The sequence below is a fragment of the Vespertiliibacter pulmonis genome (assembly GCF_013377275.1).
GTDB classification, from domain to species: Bacteria; Pseudomonadota; Gammaproteobacteria; order Enterobacterales; family Pasteurellaceae; genus Vespertiliibacter; species Vespertiliibacter pulmonis.
Genome location: NZ_CP016615.1, coordinates 784274 through 801508 on the forward strand (window position 1 = coordinate 784274; position 17235 = coordinate 801508).

The following is a 17235-nucleotide window of genomic DNA, read 5'->3' on the forward strand; positions in this document are numbered from 1 at the left end:
TTTTCTTGGGGCACATTCACTTTCAATTAAAGAATAAATCGGCTTAAATCTTCATTTTCAACAACATCATTCAGAGCATCACCAACATAGGTTTTATCAATAACAATTTTTTGTCCTGAACGCTCGCTTGCATTAAATGAAATATCGTCCATTAAACGCTCTAGCACAGTATGTAAACGTCTTGCGCCAATATTTTCGGCTTTTTCATTTACTCGGAAAGCGGATTCTGCAATCGCACTAATGCCATCTTCGGTAAATTCTATCTCTACTCCTTCAGTTTTCATCAATTCACGATATTGTAAGGTTAATGAAGCGTTTGGCTCTGTTAGAATACGTTCAAAATCATTTTTCGTGAGCGATTTTAATTCTACTCGAATCGGTAAGCGTCCTTGTAATTCCGGTAATAAATCCGATGGGCGTGCAACTTGGAATGCACCTGAACAGATAAATAAGATATGATCGGTTTTCACAATACCGTGTTTAGTACTTACGGAACTACCCTCAATAATTGGCAGTAAGTCACGTTGAACACCTTCACGGGACACATCGCCCCCACTTCTTTCACCACTTTTGGCAATTTTGTCGATTTCATCAATAAAGACGATTCCGTGTTGTTCAACAGCTTCAATCGCTTTCTGTTTTAATTCTTCTTGGTTTACTAATTTTGCGGCTTCTTCTTCAATCAATAACTTAAACGCCTCTTTAATTTTCATTCTGCGTTTTTTAGTTTTATTCGGAGAAATCCCTTCAAACAGTGATTGTAATTGCGATGTCATCTCCTCCATACCTGGTGGGGTCATAATTTCCACGCTCATTGGGCTTGCAATATCAACTTCAATCTCTTTGTCATTTAGCTGACCTTCTCGTAACTTTTTACGAAAAACTTGGCGAGTTGCACGAGTATTATCCGCACTTTCTTCATTACCCCATTGATCTTTAGCTCGAGGTAGTAAAATATCTAAAATACGATCTTCGGCCGCTTCTTCTGCAATAAAACGGTTCTTTTCGACCGCTTGTTCACGCACTAATTTAACCGCAACTTCAGTAAGATCTCGAATAATAGAATCCACTTCTTTACCGACATAACCCACCTCAGTAAATTTTGTCGCTTCCACTTTAATAAAAGGCGCATTGGCTAATTTTGCCAAACGGCGAGCAATTTCAGTTTTCCCAACGCCCGTTGGTCCAATCATTAAAATATTTTTAGGAGAAACTTCTTGGCGTAGTTCTTCGGGTAATTGCATACGACGCCAGCGATTACGCAAGGCGATTGCCACTGCACGTTTAGCATCATTTTGTCCGATAATATGTGCATCAAGCTCTGATACAATTTCTCTTGGAGTCATTGACATAATTCTTTTCCTTTTCAACTGCCTTGTTTAATTAGCGGTATATATCCAACATTTTCACTGGGTAATAAATGGGATTTCTTGTATTACACTTCTTCAATAATATGATTATGGTTACTATAAATATCAATATCACCAGCAACTTTTAATGCTTCTGCCACAATCTCTTTTGCTGAAAGCTGATTATCTGTACGAAGCAGGGCAAGTGATGCGGCTTTAGCGTAGTTTCCGCCTGAGCCGATTGCTAATACATCTTGCTCAGGCTCAATAATATCGCCAGAACCTGAAATCAATAAAAATTCGCTCTCATTAGCAACAATCATCATCGCTTCTAAACGGCGTAAAGCTCGATCAGAACGCCATTCTTTCGCTAACTCCACGGCAGATTTGACTAAATGTCCTTGATGTAATTCTAATTTTTTTTCAAAAAGATCACGCAAAATAAACGCATCAGCGGTTGAGCCAGCAAAGCCAGTCACTACACGGTCTTTATACATACGGCGAACTTTACGCACCGTGCCTTTCTCAATGCAATTTCCAAGAGTAGCTTGCCCATCACCGCCAATAGCAACTTTGCCATTACGGCGGACACATACGATTGTTGTCATTTTAATTCCTTCCTCTTTTGATAAACGTGTGATATTTGAGGGCAAACTGATAAAGTTCAAGGGCAAGCGGTCAGATTTACCCCAAGTTTTGCCCTCTCTCGCTTAAGCGACAATTTTCTGTTCTCATCTATAAGCAAACATTACGCTATTTTTTGCCGAAGTTCTAACCCAATAGGGTGATGATTAGCGTCAAACATCATATTTGCTTTATACGCAAGTGTTACGACACCACGCTTTATCGCCCGTTCAAATAATTCGGCATATTTCGGATCAATCTGTTTAGCAACCTCAAAATGTTCAATGCCCATATGCAAAATTGCGAAGAAAATGACCGCTTGTTGGCCATTTTGAACGATCTGAGTCAGCTCTCTTAAATGTTTTTGTCCTCGTTCGGTTTTTGCATCAGGAAACATTCCAATGTGATTATCTGTCAGTAATGTTGTAGATTTTACCTCCATAAAACAATCAGCTTCAGCCAAACCATCTCGTTTTAGCAGAAAATCAATACGACTATTTTCTGTACCATACTTCTGCTCGGGTAAAATTTTAGTGTATGTTGAAAGCTCTGTAATCCATTGATTACTAAGAGCTTCTGCCACAAGCTGGTTTGCTCGTTGCGTATTAACACAAATAAAATCGCCCTGCTGTGTTTCAGTTAATTCCCAAGTATGGGCATATTTTCGTTTTAGATTATCCGATGTCGAAAACCACACACGATCACCTGGGCTAGCACAACCTGTCATTGCGCCCGTATTTGGGCAATGAATTGTAATCTGCTCACCTGAAGGCAATTGAATATCAGCTAAAAACCGTTTGTACCTTTGAATTAAAATGCCACAAGAAAGTGAAGGAAATTGCATTATAACGTCCTATATTTCGTAAAATTCAAGGGGAAGATTATCGGGATCTCGGAAAAATGTAAAACGCTTGCCCGTATTTTGATCAACTCGGATAGGATCACAATCAACCCCATTAGTAACCAGCCATTTTACCGCTTGCTCAAGGTTCTCTACGGCGAACGCTAAATGGCGTAATCCACAACTTTCAGGGTTACTCAAGCGAGACGGAGGTTCAGGAAAACTAAATAATTCAAGCTGTATGCCATCAGCTAAACGAAGATCTAATTTATAGCTATGGCGTTCTGCCCGATAGATTTCTTGGATCATCTCTGCTCCTAAAATTTGAGTATAAAACTGTTTTGATTTTGAGTAATCAGACACAATAATTGCAATATGATGAACGCCTTTAATGAGAGACATTGTAATATCCGCCTTTCTTTTTGTTATTTTAACCTGCAAAATTTTTGGTAAAACGAACCGCTTGCAGTAGTATGTTGCCATTTTACCTAGTCTAATAAGTATATGGCGAAAAGCAAAACTCAATTTCCCCTCGCCCAAGCAAATGTAAACGATCCGTTTGCAAGCCAAGTCCTAACGTGGTTTGCTCGCTATGGGCGTAAACACCTACCGTGGCAACAAAATAAAAGCTTATATGGTGTGTGGCTTTCAGAAGTAATGTTGCAACAAACTCAAGTCGCAACGGTTATCCCCTATTTTGAACAATTTATGCAAAAATTTCCAAGTATTGAAGCGTTGGCAAATACGTCTATTGATGAAGTTTTACACTTATGGACAGGACTAGGCTACTACGCTCGTGCAAGAAATTTACACAAAACTGCACAAATTGTACGGGATAAATTCGATAGTCAATTTCCGACAAACTTTGATGATGTTCTTGCATTGCCAGGTATTGGTAGAAGTACCGCAGGTGCTATTCTTTCATCAGTGTTAGATGCCCCCTACCCCATTTTAGATGGAAACGTCAAACGGGTACTTTCTCGCTATTTTGCCGTGCAAGGCTGGGCTGGAGAAAAAGCTGTTGAAAATAAATTGTGGGATCTAACCGCTTGTGTTACACCAACGCAACAAGTTACCGATTTTAATCAAGCAATGATGGATTTAGGAGCAATGGTTTGCGTACGTTCCAAACCGAAATGCACAATCTGCCCATTAGAACCACAATGTGAAACCAACCGCTTGCAAGCGTGGGCGGATATTCCAGCAAAAAAACCAAAAAAAATATTGCCCGAACGAAATACCTATTTCTTGGTCTTAAAACGAGGTTCAAGTGTATTGCTTGAAAAACGAGATAGCGTAGGGATTTGGGGCGGTCTGTTTGCCTTTCCACAATTTGAAGATATTGATCAGCTCAAGCGGTCAATTCCTACAAATATTTGCAAAATTTCCCCGTTAATTGCTTTTCGCCATACATTTAGCCATTTTCATTTGGATATTTCCCCGATTTTAGTCGAAATTCCAACAGATACAATCGCAGAAAATCAGGGAAATTATCTGCCGTCAGTATCATCTAAAACAGAATATTGGTATGATTTACATCAACCTAACGTAATCGGTTTGGCAACACCCGTTAAACGTATTTTAGACGAATTATCTCTCATTGAAAAAGGAACGCATAATGGCACGAATAGTCTTTTGTGAATATTTAAAACAAGAAGCCGAAGGCTTGGATTTTCAACTTTACCCTGGAGAGTTAGGGAAACGTATCTTTGATTCAATCAGCAAACAAGCGTGGGCAGAATGGATTAAAAAACAGACAATGCTGTTAAACGAGAAAAAACTCAATATGATGAACCCTGAACATCGTAAACAACTTGAAACTGAAATGGTCAATTTCCTATTTGAAGGAAAAGATATTCACATTGATGGCTATGTACCTGTGGTGGATAAATAAAATGAAAATAACCGCTTCAACCAAATATTTGTCGTTACTGGCAATTATTCCTTTTTTGGCTTCCTGTGGCAGTAGCCCAACAAAAACAAAAAAAGGGAAAAGCCGTATTAACTATACTAAAGATACCAATGGGTTAGATATCTTAGCTGGGCAATTTTCTCGCAATATCGATCAAATTTGGGGTGTTAATGAACTACTTGTTGCTAGCCGCAAAGACTACGTAAAATATACGGATAAATACTATACTCGTAGCCATATCAGTTTTGAAGACGGGCAAATTACGATTGAGACATTAAGCGATCAAAATCGTTTGCGTAATGCAATTATTCATACATTACTAATGGGAACAGACGCTACCGGAATTGATCTATTTGCTTCTGGCGATACGCCGATTAGTAATAGCCCATTTTTGACAGGGCAAGTTGTCGATCAATTCGGACGAGAAGTGATCAACATTGCCGTTGCAAATGATTTCGCTACCTATCTTTTACAAAATAAAACCAAAACTCGCCGCTTGAAGAACGGGCAAACCGTTACTTATGTCAATATTCCAATGATTGCTAACCACATTGAAGTGCGCGCAAGACGTTATCTGCCAATGGTTCGCCAAGCTTCTCGTCAATATGGTATCGATCCAAGCCTTATTTTAGGTATTATGGAAGTAGAATCCGCATTTAACCCCTACGCAGTGAGCTACGCTAATGCTATTGGTTTAATGCAAATCGTCCCTCGTACAGCAGGGCGTGATATTTTTGCCCGTAAAGGCTATGGCGGACAGCCAAATCGTGAATATCTTTATAATCCAAGCCAAAATATTGATGCTGGCACACATTATTTAACTATTTTACGAGATGAATATCTGGAGGGTATCACCAACCCAACCGCTAAACGCTACGCAATGATTTCCGCTTACAACAGTGGTGCAGGTTCTGTATTACGTGTTTTTGACAGCGATAAATGGGAAGCGATAGAAAGAATAAATAATTTATCTCCTGATGTTATTTTCCGTATTTTGACAACGGCACACCCTTCTGCACAAGCCAGAAATTACTTACTTAAAGTAAATAAAGCCCAACAAAAATACCGTAACGTTAGATAACCAGTTGATTTTTAATTCATTTTGGGCAGAAATTGGACACTCAAACAAAATTTTTAAATTTTTTAAAAAAAATGTTTGACGAGATCAGCAGAAATTAGCATAATGCACCCCGCAAACGACGAGATGCCTCGATAGCTCAGTCGGTAGAGCAGGGGATTGAAAATCCCCGTGTCGGTGGTTCGATTCCGCCTCGAGGCACCATTAAGTCGTAATTTCTGCTCCTCCTTAGTTCAGTCGGTAGAACGGTGGACTGTTAATCCATATGTCGCTGGTTCAAGTCCAGCAGGAGGAGCCAACTTTAATTCTAAAGTTGATCAATAAATCTTATCTAAAGAAACACAATTTCACCTAATTTATAGTCGATACTTAATCACTTAATTTTCTGTTAAGAGAGTATCTAAACGAAAAAATCACCCTTATCTAAAAAAATTTTTTATTACTTTTTTCAACCAAATGCAGTTCAGTAAAGAGTATCAAATATCTTTACTCTCTGCTATTACCTCAATTTACTGATAAATTTACAAAAAATTTAGGAAGGAATTATGACGAAAACAATAGAGCCCTTTTCCTGAATTATGTTAGCTTAATACATAAATTAATTTTTATCTGCTTTTAAGGTTTTGTCCTTTTCTATGAAAAAATTCAGCCTATTATTTTGCATTTTTCTAATTACTGCTTGTATCAATCTGTATGATATAAAAAATCCTTATCGGAAAGAGGAAATGTTAGAAAATCTCATTAGTTCAGAGATTTATCTTATAAAAACAAAAGATAAAAGTTTTGATTTAAGAAAAAATGAAGAGAATATATTTAGTTATATTGACTATGATCTTTCTGGGTGTGGGAATAATACGGTTACCTATTCTAGAAAAGCACTTTCTATAGAAGAATTTAGAAAATATGTGCCTAGAATTGTACAAAATATGAAAGAGACATTAGTTTACTCATATTTTATAAATCATAAGGAGAAGGAATATGATGTATACCCTTTTAACTTTAGCCCCTCTAGCCTAGCTGAATTTGCAAATAAAGAGCAAAAAAATGTTCAGCTAGTAAAAATAAATAACAATTATATCTGTGTTTCTATAAAATATTAGGAGAAATTATGGAACCATTTAAAGAAAAGCCCGATGAGGTTCATTTTCAGGAATCGCAAAAATAGAGAAGTTGAAAGGGATAATAAATCTTAAATTTAGTATTTTGATAAATTTCTTTAACTCATCTCTATAGAATATACTAACAAAACTTCTAATCTATTTCCTTCCTAAACTTAATAGATTATTTTCACAAAAAAATACTGAAATTCTTCTTATTACTATTTTTAGCCTGCTAAATTCATAATGATTTTGGTATCTATAATTAAGCTCGTTCTATCCTAGTCAAGGTTCTCACCAGCAATTCAGCCATAGTAAGTTTTAACCCAATTTTGTGATTTTAAAAACTGGGTTCAGGAGATATATTAGTAAAGTCAAAATTAAAAAACTGCTTCTAAGCGTAAGAATGTTCCAACATGATGCTTTCTATGTAATTTTTTACTGTTATAGAACCATATTTCAGGTTGAATAAATAACCATTCACGCAAAATTGGCTGACGCCAGTTAATAAATGGGCCATAATGAGTTAGCTCAAATTTTTTACTATCAAACTCTCCCCCAAAAAATAATCCATAATTAAGCTGCTTTAGCCCTACAAAATTATGTTGGCGATAAATACTATTTCCCCAACGAGTATCCTCATCAATATCGTGAGTATATTCCAAATAAGTATGATTATTGATAAAACTATATTCCGTTTCGTTAAATTTATTCTCTAAATTTGTTCGTAAATAGTGTTTGCTATTTATACCGTAACGATAGATTTGCTCAAGACGTGTTGAAAATTTTTCGGTATGTTGCCAAGTTTTATCTGCTTTCACCCGCAAGAAAATATCCGCCCCAGAACGAATACCAAGATCAATATCTGTATTTATCCCCCATTTTTTTATGTCATCAGACCAACGCAATGCCAAAGAATGATTTGTATTCCGCACCTGACGACGGTCATAATGTTTATTTTTACCCATCGGTTCACGGTAATTAGGGCTAGTTTGATGCTTATCCTGAGCTTGATTATCAATATCCTCATCTCCAAGCACCACACTAAAATGCTTTTTCAACGCAGGCAATCTAATTTTGGCTCGGATTCGAGGCTTAATTGAATAACCATCATACCGATTCCACTGGTTGTCTAGCATAATCCGTAAATTAGCACTTGCAGGATTACTCAGATCTGGAGTTCCAAACCAATCGTCCAATGTATTAGACCAGTTATACAATAAGTTTTGTACATTAGTGTGATGTCTATCCACCGCAGTAGGATTTCCTATCTGCGTTGCCCATAAAGGTGCTGAGCAGAATATCGCTAGCAAAGAAATAGGGAATTTATTCAATATCATAATGTCCTCTTCCATCTTATTGATTAAATACTACGACAAAACTGATAAAAGTTGAACAACAAGCGGCTATATTAGTGATTTTTTTACAAAAGTAATCTATAAAAAGCAGAAGAACTAAAATGAGATGAAAAAATCCCAGTCCGTAAGAACTGGGATTAGGAATTGGTGCGACTAGCTGGACTCGAACCAGTGACCCCCACCATGTCAAGGTGGTGCTCTAACCAACTGAGCTATAGTCGCAATATTTTTAATATTCTAATAAAAAACCATAGACTATTCAAGAATTTCCCATAGTTTAATAAATAGTTGATGATTTTTACACCTAATTTTTACAATTTAATGCTGATTGTGTGAAAATCATTTTGTCTTCCCAGCGGATCATCGTCAAATAATTACCCCAAACACACCCTGTATCTAAGGCATAAATATTAGGCGGTGTGGGATAGCCAATTAAACTTGCCCAATGCCCAAACAGAATATCTTGACCTACAAGATTAGGGTTTTCTAATTCAAACCAAGGCCTCAGCATATTGGAAGCTTCATTGGGTGGCAATTTACAATCAAAATCTAACCGCTTGTCAGGATAACAAAAACGCATTCGAGTAAAAGCATTTATTGTATAGCGTAAACGCTCAATCCCCCACAATTTAGGCAACCAGAAATCTGGTTCATTGCTATACATTTGCTCAAGCAATTCAACATAATTATCAGATTGAAGAACTAACTCTACTTCTTTTGCACATTTTTTAGCAGTATCCAAATCCCACATAGGACTAATTCCTGCATGAGCAATAACGAATTTATGAACTGGGTGCTGAATTAACAACGGCTGACAGCGTAACCAATCAATCAATTCATCTCGATCAGGAGCGGTGAGAATAGCATCAACATTATCTTTGGGTTTAACCTTTTTAATACCGAGCGCAGTGGATAAAAAATGTAAATCATGATTACCCAATACCGTTTGCCCACTCTTACCTAAATTTTTCACAAAACGTAAGCAGGCAAGGGAATCTGCCCCGCGAGCAATTAAATCCCCCGTGAAAAAAATTTCATCGCTTTGCGGATTAAATTGTGCTTTTTCAAGTAAGCATTGGAGCTCTGAAAAACAACCGTGTAAATCACCAACGATATAAGTTGCCATATTTTATGCCCTGTATGCGGTTAGATTAACAATCTTTTGTAGTATACAAAACTTATATTAAGTTCAATATAAAGAGAATTTATTTTATCTTATTTTCTCTATTCTTTTCAGTCAATGAGTAACTATTTAGGAAATAGCGTATTTTCTATAAGATTTTGAATAAGATCTCTTAGTAATTAAAAATAAGCATATAAATTATGCTCTTGTATCATAATTATCTAACCACTTGTAAAACTATGATCAACCTCACAAAATTAACAAAAAGTCTTTAGGACACAGCGATTAACATTCCTTTCTCTCTTAGCCGATGATACTATCTTTAGGTTATTTATTTATCACTTTCTAGGAGAAATTATGGAATTCCGTATTGAAAAAGATACCATGGGCGAAGTACAAGTACCCGCTGATCGTTATTGGGCTGCACAAACGGAACGCTCTCGCAACAACTTTAAAATTGGACCAGAAGGCTCAATGCCAGTAGAAATTATTGAAGCCTTTGGTTATCTAAAAAAAGCTGCCGCTTACGCCAATTATGATTTAGGGGTTCTCTCTTTAGAAAAACGTGATTTAATCGCTCAAGCCTGTGATGAAATTTTAGCAAATAAATTAGCTGACGAATTTCCATTAGTTATTTGGCAAACCGGCTCTGGCACACAATCTAATATGAATGTGAATGAGGTTATTTCTAACCGAGCTCACGTGCTAAATGGCGGTGTTCTTGGTGAAAAATCTGTTATTCACCCTAACGATGATGTCAATAAATCTCAATCTTCTAACGATACTTACCCAACCGCAATGCACATTGCAGCATATAAAAAAGTTGTAGAGCATACTCTACCTAGTGTTAGACGTTTACAAAAAACGTTAGCTGATAAAGCAACTGCTTTTGCTGATGTCGTCAAAATTGGTCGTACACATTTAATGGACGCTACCCCACTCACGCTGGGTCAAGAGTTCTCAGCCTATGCTGCTCAACTCGCCTTTGGGATTAAAGCATTAGAAAATACACTGCCTCACTTGGCAGAGCTTGCTTTAGGTGGAACTGCCGTTGGTACAGGTCTAAACACACCAAAAGGTTATGACGTGAAAGTTGCGGATTACATTGCTAAATTCACAGGGTTGCCTTTTATTACAGCACAAAATAAATTTGAAGCATTAGCTACTCACGATGCAATTGTGGAAACTCACGGTGCATTAAAACAGTTAGCAGTATCTCTCTATAAGATCGCTAATGATGTCCGTTTATTAGCCTCAGGCCCACGTTCTGGCATTGGTGAAATTCTGATCCCAGAAAACGAACCAGGCTCATCTATTATGCCGGGAAAAGTAAACCCAACCCAATGTGAAGCAATGACAATGGTTTGTGCACAAGTATTAGGCAACGACACAACCATTTCATTTGCTGGCACACAAGGGCATTTCCAGCTAAACGTATTCAAGCCTGTAATGGCATACAACTTCTTACAATCTGCTCAATTATTAGGTGATGCCTGCATCTCTTTTGATGAACATTGTGCGGTAGGAATTGAGCCAAACTATCCACGTATTAAGCAACAGCTTGAACAATCATTGATGCTAGTAACGGCGTTAAATACCCATATCGGTTATGAAAATGCCGCTAAAATTGCGAAAACCGCTCATAAAAATGGCACAACATTAAAAGAAGAAGCAATTAATCTTGGTTTAGTAACTGCAGAACAATTTGATCAGTGGGTTCGCCCAGAAGATATGGTCGGTAGTTTGAAATAATACCAATTATTACCATAAAAATAAGGGTGAATTATAATTCACCCTTACTATTTAGGCATTCATAAACTCCTAACATACCCTCCACTAACTTGCTTAACCGCTCCTAATAATTCTAACGCTAATAACTCAGCTAAAATATTTTCAACCGCTATTTCTGTAGCTTCTGCCAAATCATCAACACTGATCGGATCAAATCCAATTTTTTCAATTAACCGTTGCTGACAAGCGGTAAGATTTACCTCATTTTTTGCATTTTTTTGCCCAAATCCAACCGATTGCTTGCCAATGTTTTCTCCCTTTTTGACTGAAAATAGAAAAGTCTGTTGTTCTGCTCTTTGAGGTGGTTGCCACTGAAACGAAATTGCCTCTAAAATATCTTCAATAGATTCAACTAATAGCGCTCCCTGTTTAATCAATTTATGACACCCTTGGCTATACGGATTTTGTACCGCATTCGGCAATGCAAATACTTCCCTCCCCTGCTCCAAAGCATAGCGAGCGGTAATCAATGAACCACTATTGATCGTCGCTTCAACCACCAATGTGCCAAGGGATAACCCACTAATAATGCGATTACGGCGAGGGAAATTTTCCGCCAAAGGAGGTTGATCAGGAAAAAATTCAGAGACTAGCGCCCCATTATTTTTAATAATTCTCTCGGCTAATTTTTTATGACGAGTAGGATAAACTCGATTTAGCCCACTGCCTAAGACTGCAACGGTCGTCCCCTTTAGCTCTACTGCTTTTTGATGACAAAATCCATCAATACCAATGGCTAAGCCACTGGTAACCGCTAATCCATTACGCACAAGCTCCGTTGCAAAATAATTTGCCCAATATTCCCCATAAGGGGAATAATCTCGGCTACCAACTATCGCAATTTGAGGGTACGATAAACTTTCAATATTACCTTGTACAAAAAGAATCGGCGGGGCGGTACTAATCTGACGAAGCAAGAAAGGATAATATTCATCAAATAACGTTAAAATAAACTGACAAGCGGTCGGATTATGCCATTTTTCTGCATTTTCAATCCACGTCCAATCTGGTTTAAACCAACGTTGGATCTGCTTATCATTCCAACCAATTTGGCGTAATTGTGTTTTGTCGTACTGACAAAACTCACTAAAATCAACTTCATTCAACAATCTGCCAATACGTTGTGCACCAAGCTGAGGTACTTGTAATAATCGTAATAATTCATTGGTATATATCATTTTTCTCCCCTACTGTTTCCCTAATCCTAATAAAACGTCTAAAATAACCTACAAAAATTTTTCTACTTTTCGACAGAGATCACAAAAATGGCTGTATTAGATGTTTTAATTTACCCCGATGAAAATTTAGCGAAAGTGTGTGAACCTATCACTCACGTTGATGATGAACTTCGTCAATTTATTGATAATATGTTTGAAACAATGTATGAACACGAAGGAATTGGTTTAGCCGCTCCCCAAGTGAACGTATTAAAACGTGTGATTACAATAGATATTGAAGGGGATAAAGCGAACCAAATTGTCCTTATTAACCCTGAAATTATCGAAAGTGCAGGTGAAACAGGAATTGAAGAAGGCTGTTTATCTATCCCTGGTTGTAGAGCCTTAGTACCACGTAAAGAAACTTTAACTGTTAAAGCCCTTGACCGTAATGGCAATGAATTTACGTTAAACGCTGATGGATTATTATCCATTTGTATTCAACACGAAATCGACCACCTCAATGGCGTTCTTTTTGTTGATCATATTTCACAACTGAAACGCCAACGTATTAGAGATAAAATGCAAAAACTCAAAAAACAACTTGCACGGGCAAAATCATGATTACACTCTACGCATTAAAACAATCTCGAGCTTACCGCATTGCGTGGTTACTTGAATTACTTCATTTAGATTATAAAATAGATGTCATTGAGCGAGATTCACAAACTTTTCTCGCACCTGACCGCTTGCGTCAAATTCACCCCCTTGGAAAATCACCCTTAATTGTTGATGGTGATCTTACCTTAGGAGAAAGCGGTGCAATTGTAGAATACTTACTACAACGCTACGGTGATCAATTTTCTTTCAAACCTGCTGTGGATAACGCTGAATATCCAAACTACCTTTACTGGCTACATTATGCAGAAGGCTCTATCATGCCATTATTGGTGATGTCTTTAGTATTTAATCGGATTGATCAACAAAAAGTACCTTTCTTTATCAAACCGATTGTTCGCAAAATTACCGAAGGCGTTCGTCATACCTTTCTTACCCCTCAATTAAAATTACATTTAGATCACATTGAGCAAAGCCTGTCTGGCAAAACATGGTTCTTAGGTGAACAACTTACTGGGGCAGATATTATGATGAGCTTTCCGCTTCAAGCCCTTGTGTTACGAGGAATGAAAGACTATCCGAATATCCAACGTTTTGTGAAACAGATACAGCAAGACCCAGCGTATCAACAAGCAGAACAGAAGATCGGTAAATTAACAATTTAATCAAGAATCTCACCGCTTGTTTACTCAAGTGGCTAACTAAATCACTTACACAGCGGATCAAAGACGCTGATAATAATTTTTAATTTTTACTTTAAAAAGGAATAAACAATGATAATCGTAACAGGCGGTGCTGGCTTTATTGGTAGCAATATTGTCAAAGCCCTAAACGAACAAGGTCGTACTGATATTTTAGTAGTAGACAATCTCAAAAAAGGCGAAAAATTTATCAACTTAGTAGATTTAGATATTGCAGACTATTGTGATAAAGATGATTTTATTGCCTCAATTATTGCTGGCGATGATTTCGGTAAAATTGATGCGGTATTCCACGAAGGGGCTTGCTCTGCTACAACGGAATGGGACGGCAAATTTATTATGCACAATAACTACGAATACTCTAAAGAGTTATTGCATTACTGCCTAGATCGCCAAATTCCATTTTTATACGCCTCAAGTGCTGCCACCTATGGCGGACGTTCCGATAATTTTATTGAAGAACGCCGTTTTGAAAGCCCTCTAAATGTTTATGGCTATTCAAAATTCCTATTTGATGAATATGTGCGCAAAATAATTCCACAGGCAGATTCACCGATTTGTGGCTTCAAATATTTCAATGTTTACGGTCCAAGAGAGCAACACAAAGGCTCAATGGCAAGTGTAGCATTCCACCTAAACACTCAAATTCTCAACGGCGAAAATCCAAAATTATTTGCAGGTAGTGAAAATTTCTTGCGTGATTTTGTCTATATTGATGATGTTGCACAAGTAAACATTTGGGCGTGGCAAAATGGCATTTCAGGTATTTATAATTTAGGCTCAGGTAATGCGGAATCTTTCCAAGCCGTTGCTAAAGCAGTGATCGATTTCCACCAAAAAGGGGAAATTGAAACCATTCCATTCCCAGATCATCTAAAATCTCGCTACCAAACCTTTACCCAAGCGGATTTAACCAACCTACGCAAAGCAGGCTACGACAAGCCTTTTAAAACTGTGGCTGAAGGCACAAAAGCCTATATGGAATGGTTAAATAGATAAAAAAACAAGCGGTTAGTTTAATGCAAAAATTTGCACTCAACCAACCGCTTATAAGCTAGCATAGCTAAAATTGATTATTTCTTAATACCCGTAATCCGACACCACTCTTCTTTTTCTGCCACAGGATCTAGGGCAAATGCCTCTTGATAGGCTTCACACACCGACTGTGCTTGTGTTGATAGAATACCTGATAACCCAAGATCCCCTTGCGATTTTACCAACGTAATAATTTGAGGAGCAAGCTCTTTCAGTGGACCTGCCAAAATATTAGCCACCACCACATCGGCTTGTAGATCTTTCGGCTGATCTTTCGCTAAAAATAATTGTAATCGATCTAATACACCATTGGCTTCAGCATTATTTTTACTTGCTAAAATCGCTTGGGGATCAATATCAATCCCAATCGCTGATTTTGCCCCAAGTTTTAATGCCGCAATCGCCAAAATCCCTGATCCACAGCCAAAATCGATCACCGTTTTTCCTTGCAGATCCAAACTATCTAACCATTGTAAACAGAGTGCTGTTGTCGGGTGAGTGCCTGTGCCAAAAGCAAGCCCTGGGTCAAGCATCACATTTACTGCATTAGGATCTGGCACATCTCGCCAGCTCGGACAGATCCACAACCGTTTACCAAACTGCATCGGGTGAAAATTATCCATCCACTCCCGTTCCCAATCTTTATCTTCAATCTGCTCGATTTTATACGCAAAATTTGGCTCGATCACACCGCTTTGTTGTAACAATAACACAATCTGTTGCATATCGGTTTCAGCATCAAACAACGCAACCACATCGGTATTTCCCCATAGACGAGTTTCCCCCGGCAACGGCTCAAAAATCGGGGTATCTTGACTGTCCATAAAGGTTACTGATACTGCCCCAATCTCTTCTAAAAAATCGCTAATTGCTTCTGCTTTTTGATCTGTACTGTTTAAACGAATTTGTACCCATGCCATCTTATTTTCCTTTTTTACTCTCTATAATTTTGGTTTATTACACTTTACATAAACTCAAATAAACTACCCTCTGCCGCCTACGGTGATTTTATCTAGTTTAATACAAGGTTGTCCGACACCAACGGGGACGCTTTGCCCTTCTTTTCCACAAGTACCAATACCAAGATCAAGCTCCATTTTTTTACCGACCATTGACACCTGTTGCATTGCCTCAATTCCACTACCAATTAAGGTTGCACCAGTTACAGGTTTGGTGATTTTACCTTTCTCAATCAAGTAGGCTTCTGCCGTTGAAAATACAAATTTACCTGACGTAATATCCACTTGCCCGCCACTAAAATGCGGAGCATAAAGCCCAAAGTCGATAGAATCGATCATCTCATCAAACTCGTGATTACCTTCCGTCATATAAGTATTTGTCATACGAGGCATTGGTAAATGTGCATAAGATTCACGACGACCATTACCCGTTGGCGCAACGCCCATTAACCGAGCGTTCATTTTATCCTGCATATAACCTTTCAAAATTCCGTTTTCAATCAATACATTACGTTGCGATGGTACACCTTCATCATCAACCGTAATTGAGCCTCGCATATTTTCTACCGTACCGTCATCAACAATAGTACACAACGGTGAGGCTACTAATTCACCAATTCTGCCTGTAAATAATGAAGACTCTTTACGGTTAAAATCACCCTCTAGCCCGTGCCCAACGGCTTCGTGTAGTAAAATACCGGGCCACCCCGCCCCTAACACCATAGGCATTGCGCCAGCAGGGGCTACTACTGCACCTAAATTAACCACCGCTTGTCGTACTGCTTCTTTGGCTAAAAATACAGCTCGGCTATCCCCCGTAGAGTGTAAGTCAAAGAACCAATTCAGCCCGAAACGCCCGCCAGCACCCGCACCGCCTCGCTCTCGTTTACCGTTTTGCTCAACCAATACAGACACAGACAACCGAACAAGCGGTCGAATATCTGCCGCCAACGTGCCATCGGTCGCAGCAACCAACATCTCTTCATACACGGCAGATAAATTTGCATTAACCTGAATAACACGGGGGTCTTCCGTCCGAGCTACCCGATCCACCAAATGTAGCAACTCCACTTTTTGCTCACGGCTTAGGCTCTCAAGAGGATTGATTGCAGGATAACGGCGACAAGCGGTTACATTGGTGAAATTATTTACCAATAACCGACCGCTTGTTTGGCTAATCGAACGAGCCGCCATTGCACACTGTTGCAACTGATTTAGCGAAATTTGATCGGCATAAGCGAAACCCGTTTTCTCCCCCGAGACCGCACGCACGCCCACGCCCCGATCAATATAAAAACCGCCTTCTTTGATAATACCGTCTTCCAACGACCAGCTTTCATCTTGGCTTAACTGAAAATAGAGGTCGCCATAATCAATTTGACGATCCGAAAAAATATCTAGCACGCTGGCTAGATTAGATAATTCAAGCCCACTCGGTGCGAGCAGACTTTTAGAAACAGCATTTAACATCAGATTTCTCACTCGAAAAAAATTCGTACGATTTTAACAAAAAAGCACCGCAAGCGGTCAGATTTCGTGAGAAATTTGCAAAATGCTTACCTAATCAAACCGCTTTCTTACAAAAACCATTT

At 38.3% G+C, this 17235-nt stretch carries 17 protein-coding genes and 3 tRNA genes; 10 read left to right on the plus strand and 10 right to left on the minus strand.

Going from position 1 to position 17235, the window contains the following annotated elements; genetic code table 11:
* Positions 1–26: 26 nt before the first annotated feature.
* The 4 genes from hslU to gloA2 all read right to left on the minus strand — a co-directional run bounded on the left by hslU (position 27) and on the right by gloA2 (position 3216).
* The gene (gene hslU / locus A6B43_RS03965) at positions 27–1352 is read right to left on the minus strand and encodes an HslU--HslV peptidase ATPase subunit (protein ID WP_124211683.1); all 1326 of its coding nucleotides are present in this window, start codon (positions 1350–1352) and stop codon (positions 27–29) included.
* Positions 1353–1435: 83 nt separating this feature from the next.
* On the minus strand, positions 1436–1957 hold the full coding sequence (hslV, locus tag A6B43_RS03970; protein ID WP_124211684.1) for an ATP-dependent protease subunit HslV: 522 nt from the start codon (positions 1955–1957) through the stop codon (positions 1436–1438).
* Positions 1958–2097: 140 nt separating this feature from the next.
* The gene (sfsA, locus tag A6B43_RS03975; RefSeq protein WP_124211685.1) at positions 2098–2817 is read right to left on the minus strand and encodes a DNA/RNA nuclease SfsA; all 720 of its coding nucleotides are present in this window, start codon (positions 2815–2817) and stop codon (positions 2098–2100) included.
* A gap of 9 nt (positions 2818–2826) precedes the next feature.
* Complete coding sequence (gene gloA2 / locus A6B43_RS03980; protein ID WP_124211686.1) at positions 2827–3216, minus strand: SMU1112c/YaeR family gloxylase I-like metalloprotein; 390 nt, start codon at positions 3214–3216, stop codon at positions 2827–2829.
* 102 nt (positions 3217–3318) lie between these two features.
* Between gloA2 and mutY the strand changes: the two genes are divergently transcribed.
* The 6 genes from mutY to A6B43_RS04010 all read left to right on the plus strand — a co-directional run bounded on the left by mutY (position 3319) and on the right by A6B43_RS04010 (position 6904).
* Positions 3319–4455 (plus strand): A/G-specific adenine glycosylase, encoded by a 1137-nt coding sequence (gene mutY / locus A6B43_RS03985; RefSeq protein WP_124211687.1) that lies wholly within the window; start codon positions 3319–3321, stop codon positions 4453–4455.
* The gene (locus tag A6B43_RS03990; RefSeq protein ID WP_124211688.1) at positions 4433–4708 is read left to right on the plus strand and encodes an oxidative damage protection protein; all 276 of its coding nucleotides are present in this window, start codon (positions 4433–4435) and stop codon (positions 4706–4708) included. Before mutY ends, A6B43_RS03990 begins: the two co-directional genes overlap by 23 nt.
* A 7-nt stretch (positions 4709–4715) precedes the next feature.
* Positions 4716–5807 (plus strand): membrane-bound lytic murein transglycosylase MltC, encoded by a 1092-nt coding sequence (mltC, locus tag A6B43_RS03995; RefSeq protein ID WP_124211718.1) that lies wholly within the window; start codon positions 4716–4718, stop codon positions 5805–5807.
* Between the two features lie 125 nt (positions 5808–5932).
* Positions 5933–6008: transfer RNA gene (locus A6B43_RS04000), tRNA-Phe, on the plus strand.
* Positions 6009–6026: 18 nt separating this feature from the next.
* Positions 6027–6102 (plus strand) — tRNA-Asn (locus tag A6B43_RS04005).
* Between the two features lie 427 nt (positions 6103–6529).
* A complete protein-coding gene (locus A6B43_RS04010) occupies positions 6530–6904 on the plus strand; it encodes a hypothetical protein (protein ID WP_124211689.1) in 375 nt (124 codons plus the stop codon).
* 377 nt (positions 6905–7281) lie between these two features.
* Here A6B43_RS04010 and A6B43_RS04015 read toward each other — a convergent pair whose 3' ends face one another.
* From A6B43_RS04015 to apaH, 3 genes are all read right to left on the minus strand, one after another.
* Positions 7282–8241 carry a hypothetical protein gene (locus tag A6B43_RS04015; protein WP_124211690.1) on the minus strand — a complete coding sequence of 320 codons (960 nt, stop codon included), beginning with the start codon at positions 8239–8241 and terminating at the stop codon, positions 7282–7284.
* A gap of 163 nt (positions 8242–8404) precedes the next feature.
* Positions 8405–8481: transfer RNA gene (locus A6B43_RS04020), tRNA-Val, on the minus strand.
* An 82-nt stretch (positions 8482–8563) separates the two neighbouring features.
* Positions 8564–9385 carry a bis(5'-nucleosyl)-tetraphosphatase (symmetrical) ApaH gene (gene apaH / locus A6B43_RS04025; protein WP_124211691.1) on the minus strand — a complete coding sequence of 274 codons (822 nt, stop codon included), beginning with the start codon at positions 9383–9385 and terminating at the stop codon, positions 8564–8566.
* 354 nt (positions 9386–9739) lie between these two features.
* On the opposite strand from apaH, the gene fumC reads away from it, so the two are divergent.
* Positions 9740–11134 carry a class II fumarate hydratase gene (fumC, locus tag A6B43_RS04030; RefSeq protein ID WP_124211692.1) on the plus strand — a complete coding sequence of 465 codons (1395 nt, stop codon included), beginning with the start codon at positions 9740–9742 and terminating at the stop codon, positions 11132–11134.
* A 59-nt stretch (positions 11135–11193) separates the two neighbouring features.
* Here the strand turns inward: fumC and dprA are convergent, their stop codons facing one another.
* Positions 11194–12351 carry a DNA-processing protein DprA gene (dprA, locus tag A6B43_RS04035; RefSeq protein WP_124211693.1) on the minus strand — a complete coding sequence of 386 codons (1158 nt, stop codon included), beginning with the start codon at positions 12349–12351 and terminating at the stop codon, positions 11194–11196.
* 87 nt (positions 12352–12438) lie between these two features.
* Here dprA and def point away from each other — a divergent pair, with 87 nt between their 5' ends.
* From def to rfaD, 3 genes are all read left to right on the plus strand, one after another.
* Positions 12439–12954, plus strand: coding sequence for a peptide deformylase (gene def / locus A6B43_RS04040; RefSeq protein WP_124211694.1), 516 nt, complete (start codon positions 12439–12441; stop codon positions 12952–12954).
* Complete coding sequence (locus A6B43_RS04045) at positions 12951–13613, plus strand: glutathione S-transferase (RefSeq protein WP_124211695.1); 663 nt, start codon at positions 12951–12953, stop codon at positions 13611–13613. Before def ends, A6B43_RS04045 begins: the two co-directional genes overlap by 4 nt.
* 108 nt (positions 13614–13721) lie before the next feature.
* Entirely contained in the window at positions 13722–14648 is a 927-nt protein-coding gene (gene rfaD / locus A6B43_RS04050; protein WP_124211696.1) for an ADP-glyceromanno-heptose 6-epimerase, read from the plus strand.
* A gap of 74 nt (positions 14649–14722) precedes the next feature.
* Here rfaD and prmA read toward each other — a convergent pair whose 3' ends face one another.
* Together prmA and tldD are read right to left on the minus strand one after the other, a co-directional pair.
* Positions 14723–15604: a 50S ribosomal protein L11 methyltransferase gene (prmA, locus tag A6B43_RS04055; RefSeq protein ID WP_124211697.1), complete on the minus strand. Its 882-nt coding sequence runs from the start codon at positions 15602–15604 to the stop codon at positions 14723–14725.
* Positions 15605–15667: 63 nt separating this feature from the next.
* The gene (tldD, locus tag A6B43_RS04060) at positions 15668–17113 is read right to left on the minus strand and encodes a metalloprotease TldD (RefSeq protein ID WP_124211698.1); all 1446 of its coding nucleotides are present in this window, start codon (positions 17111–17113) and stop codon (positions 15668–15670) included.
* Positions 17114–17235: the final 122 nt, after the last annotated feature.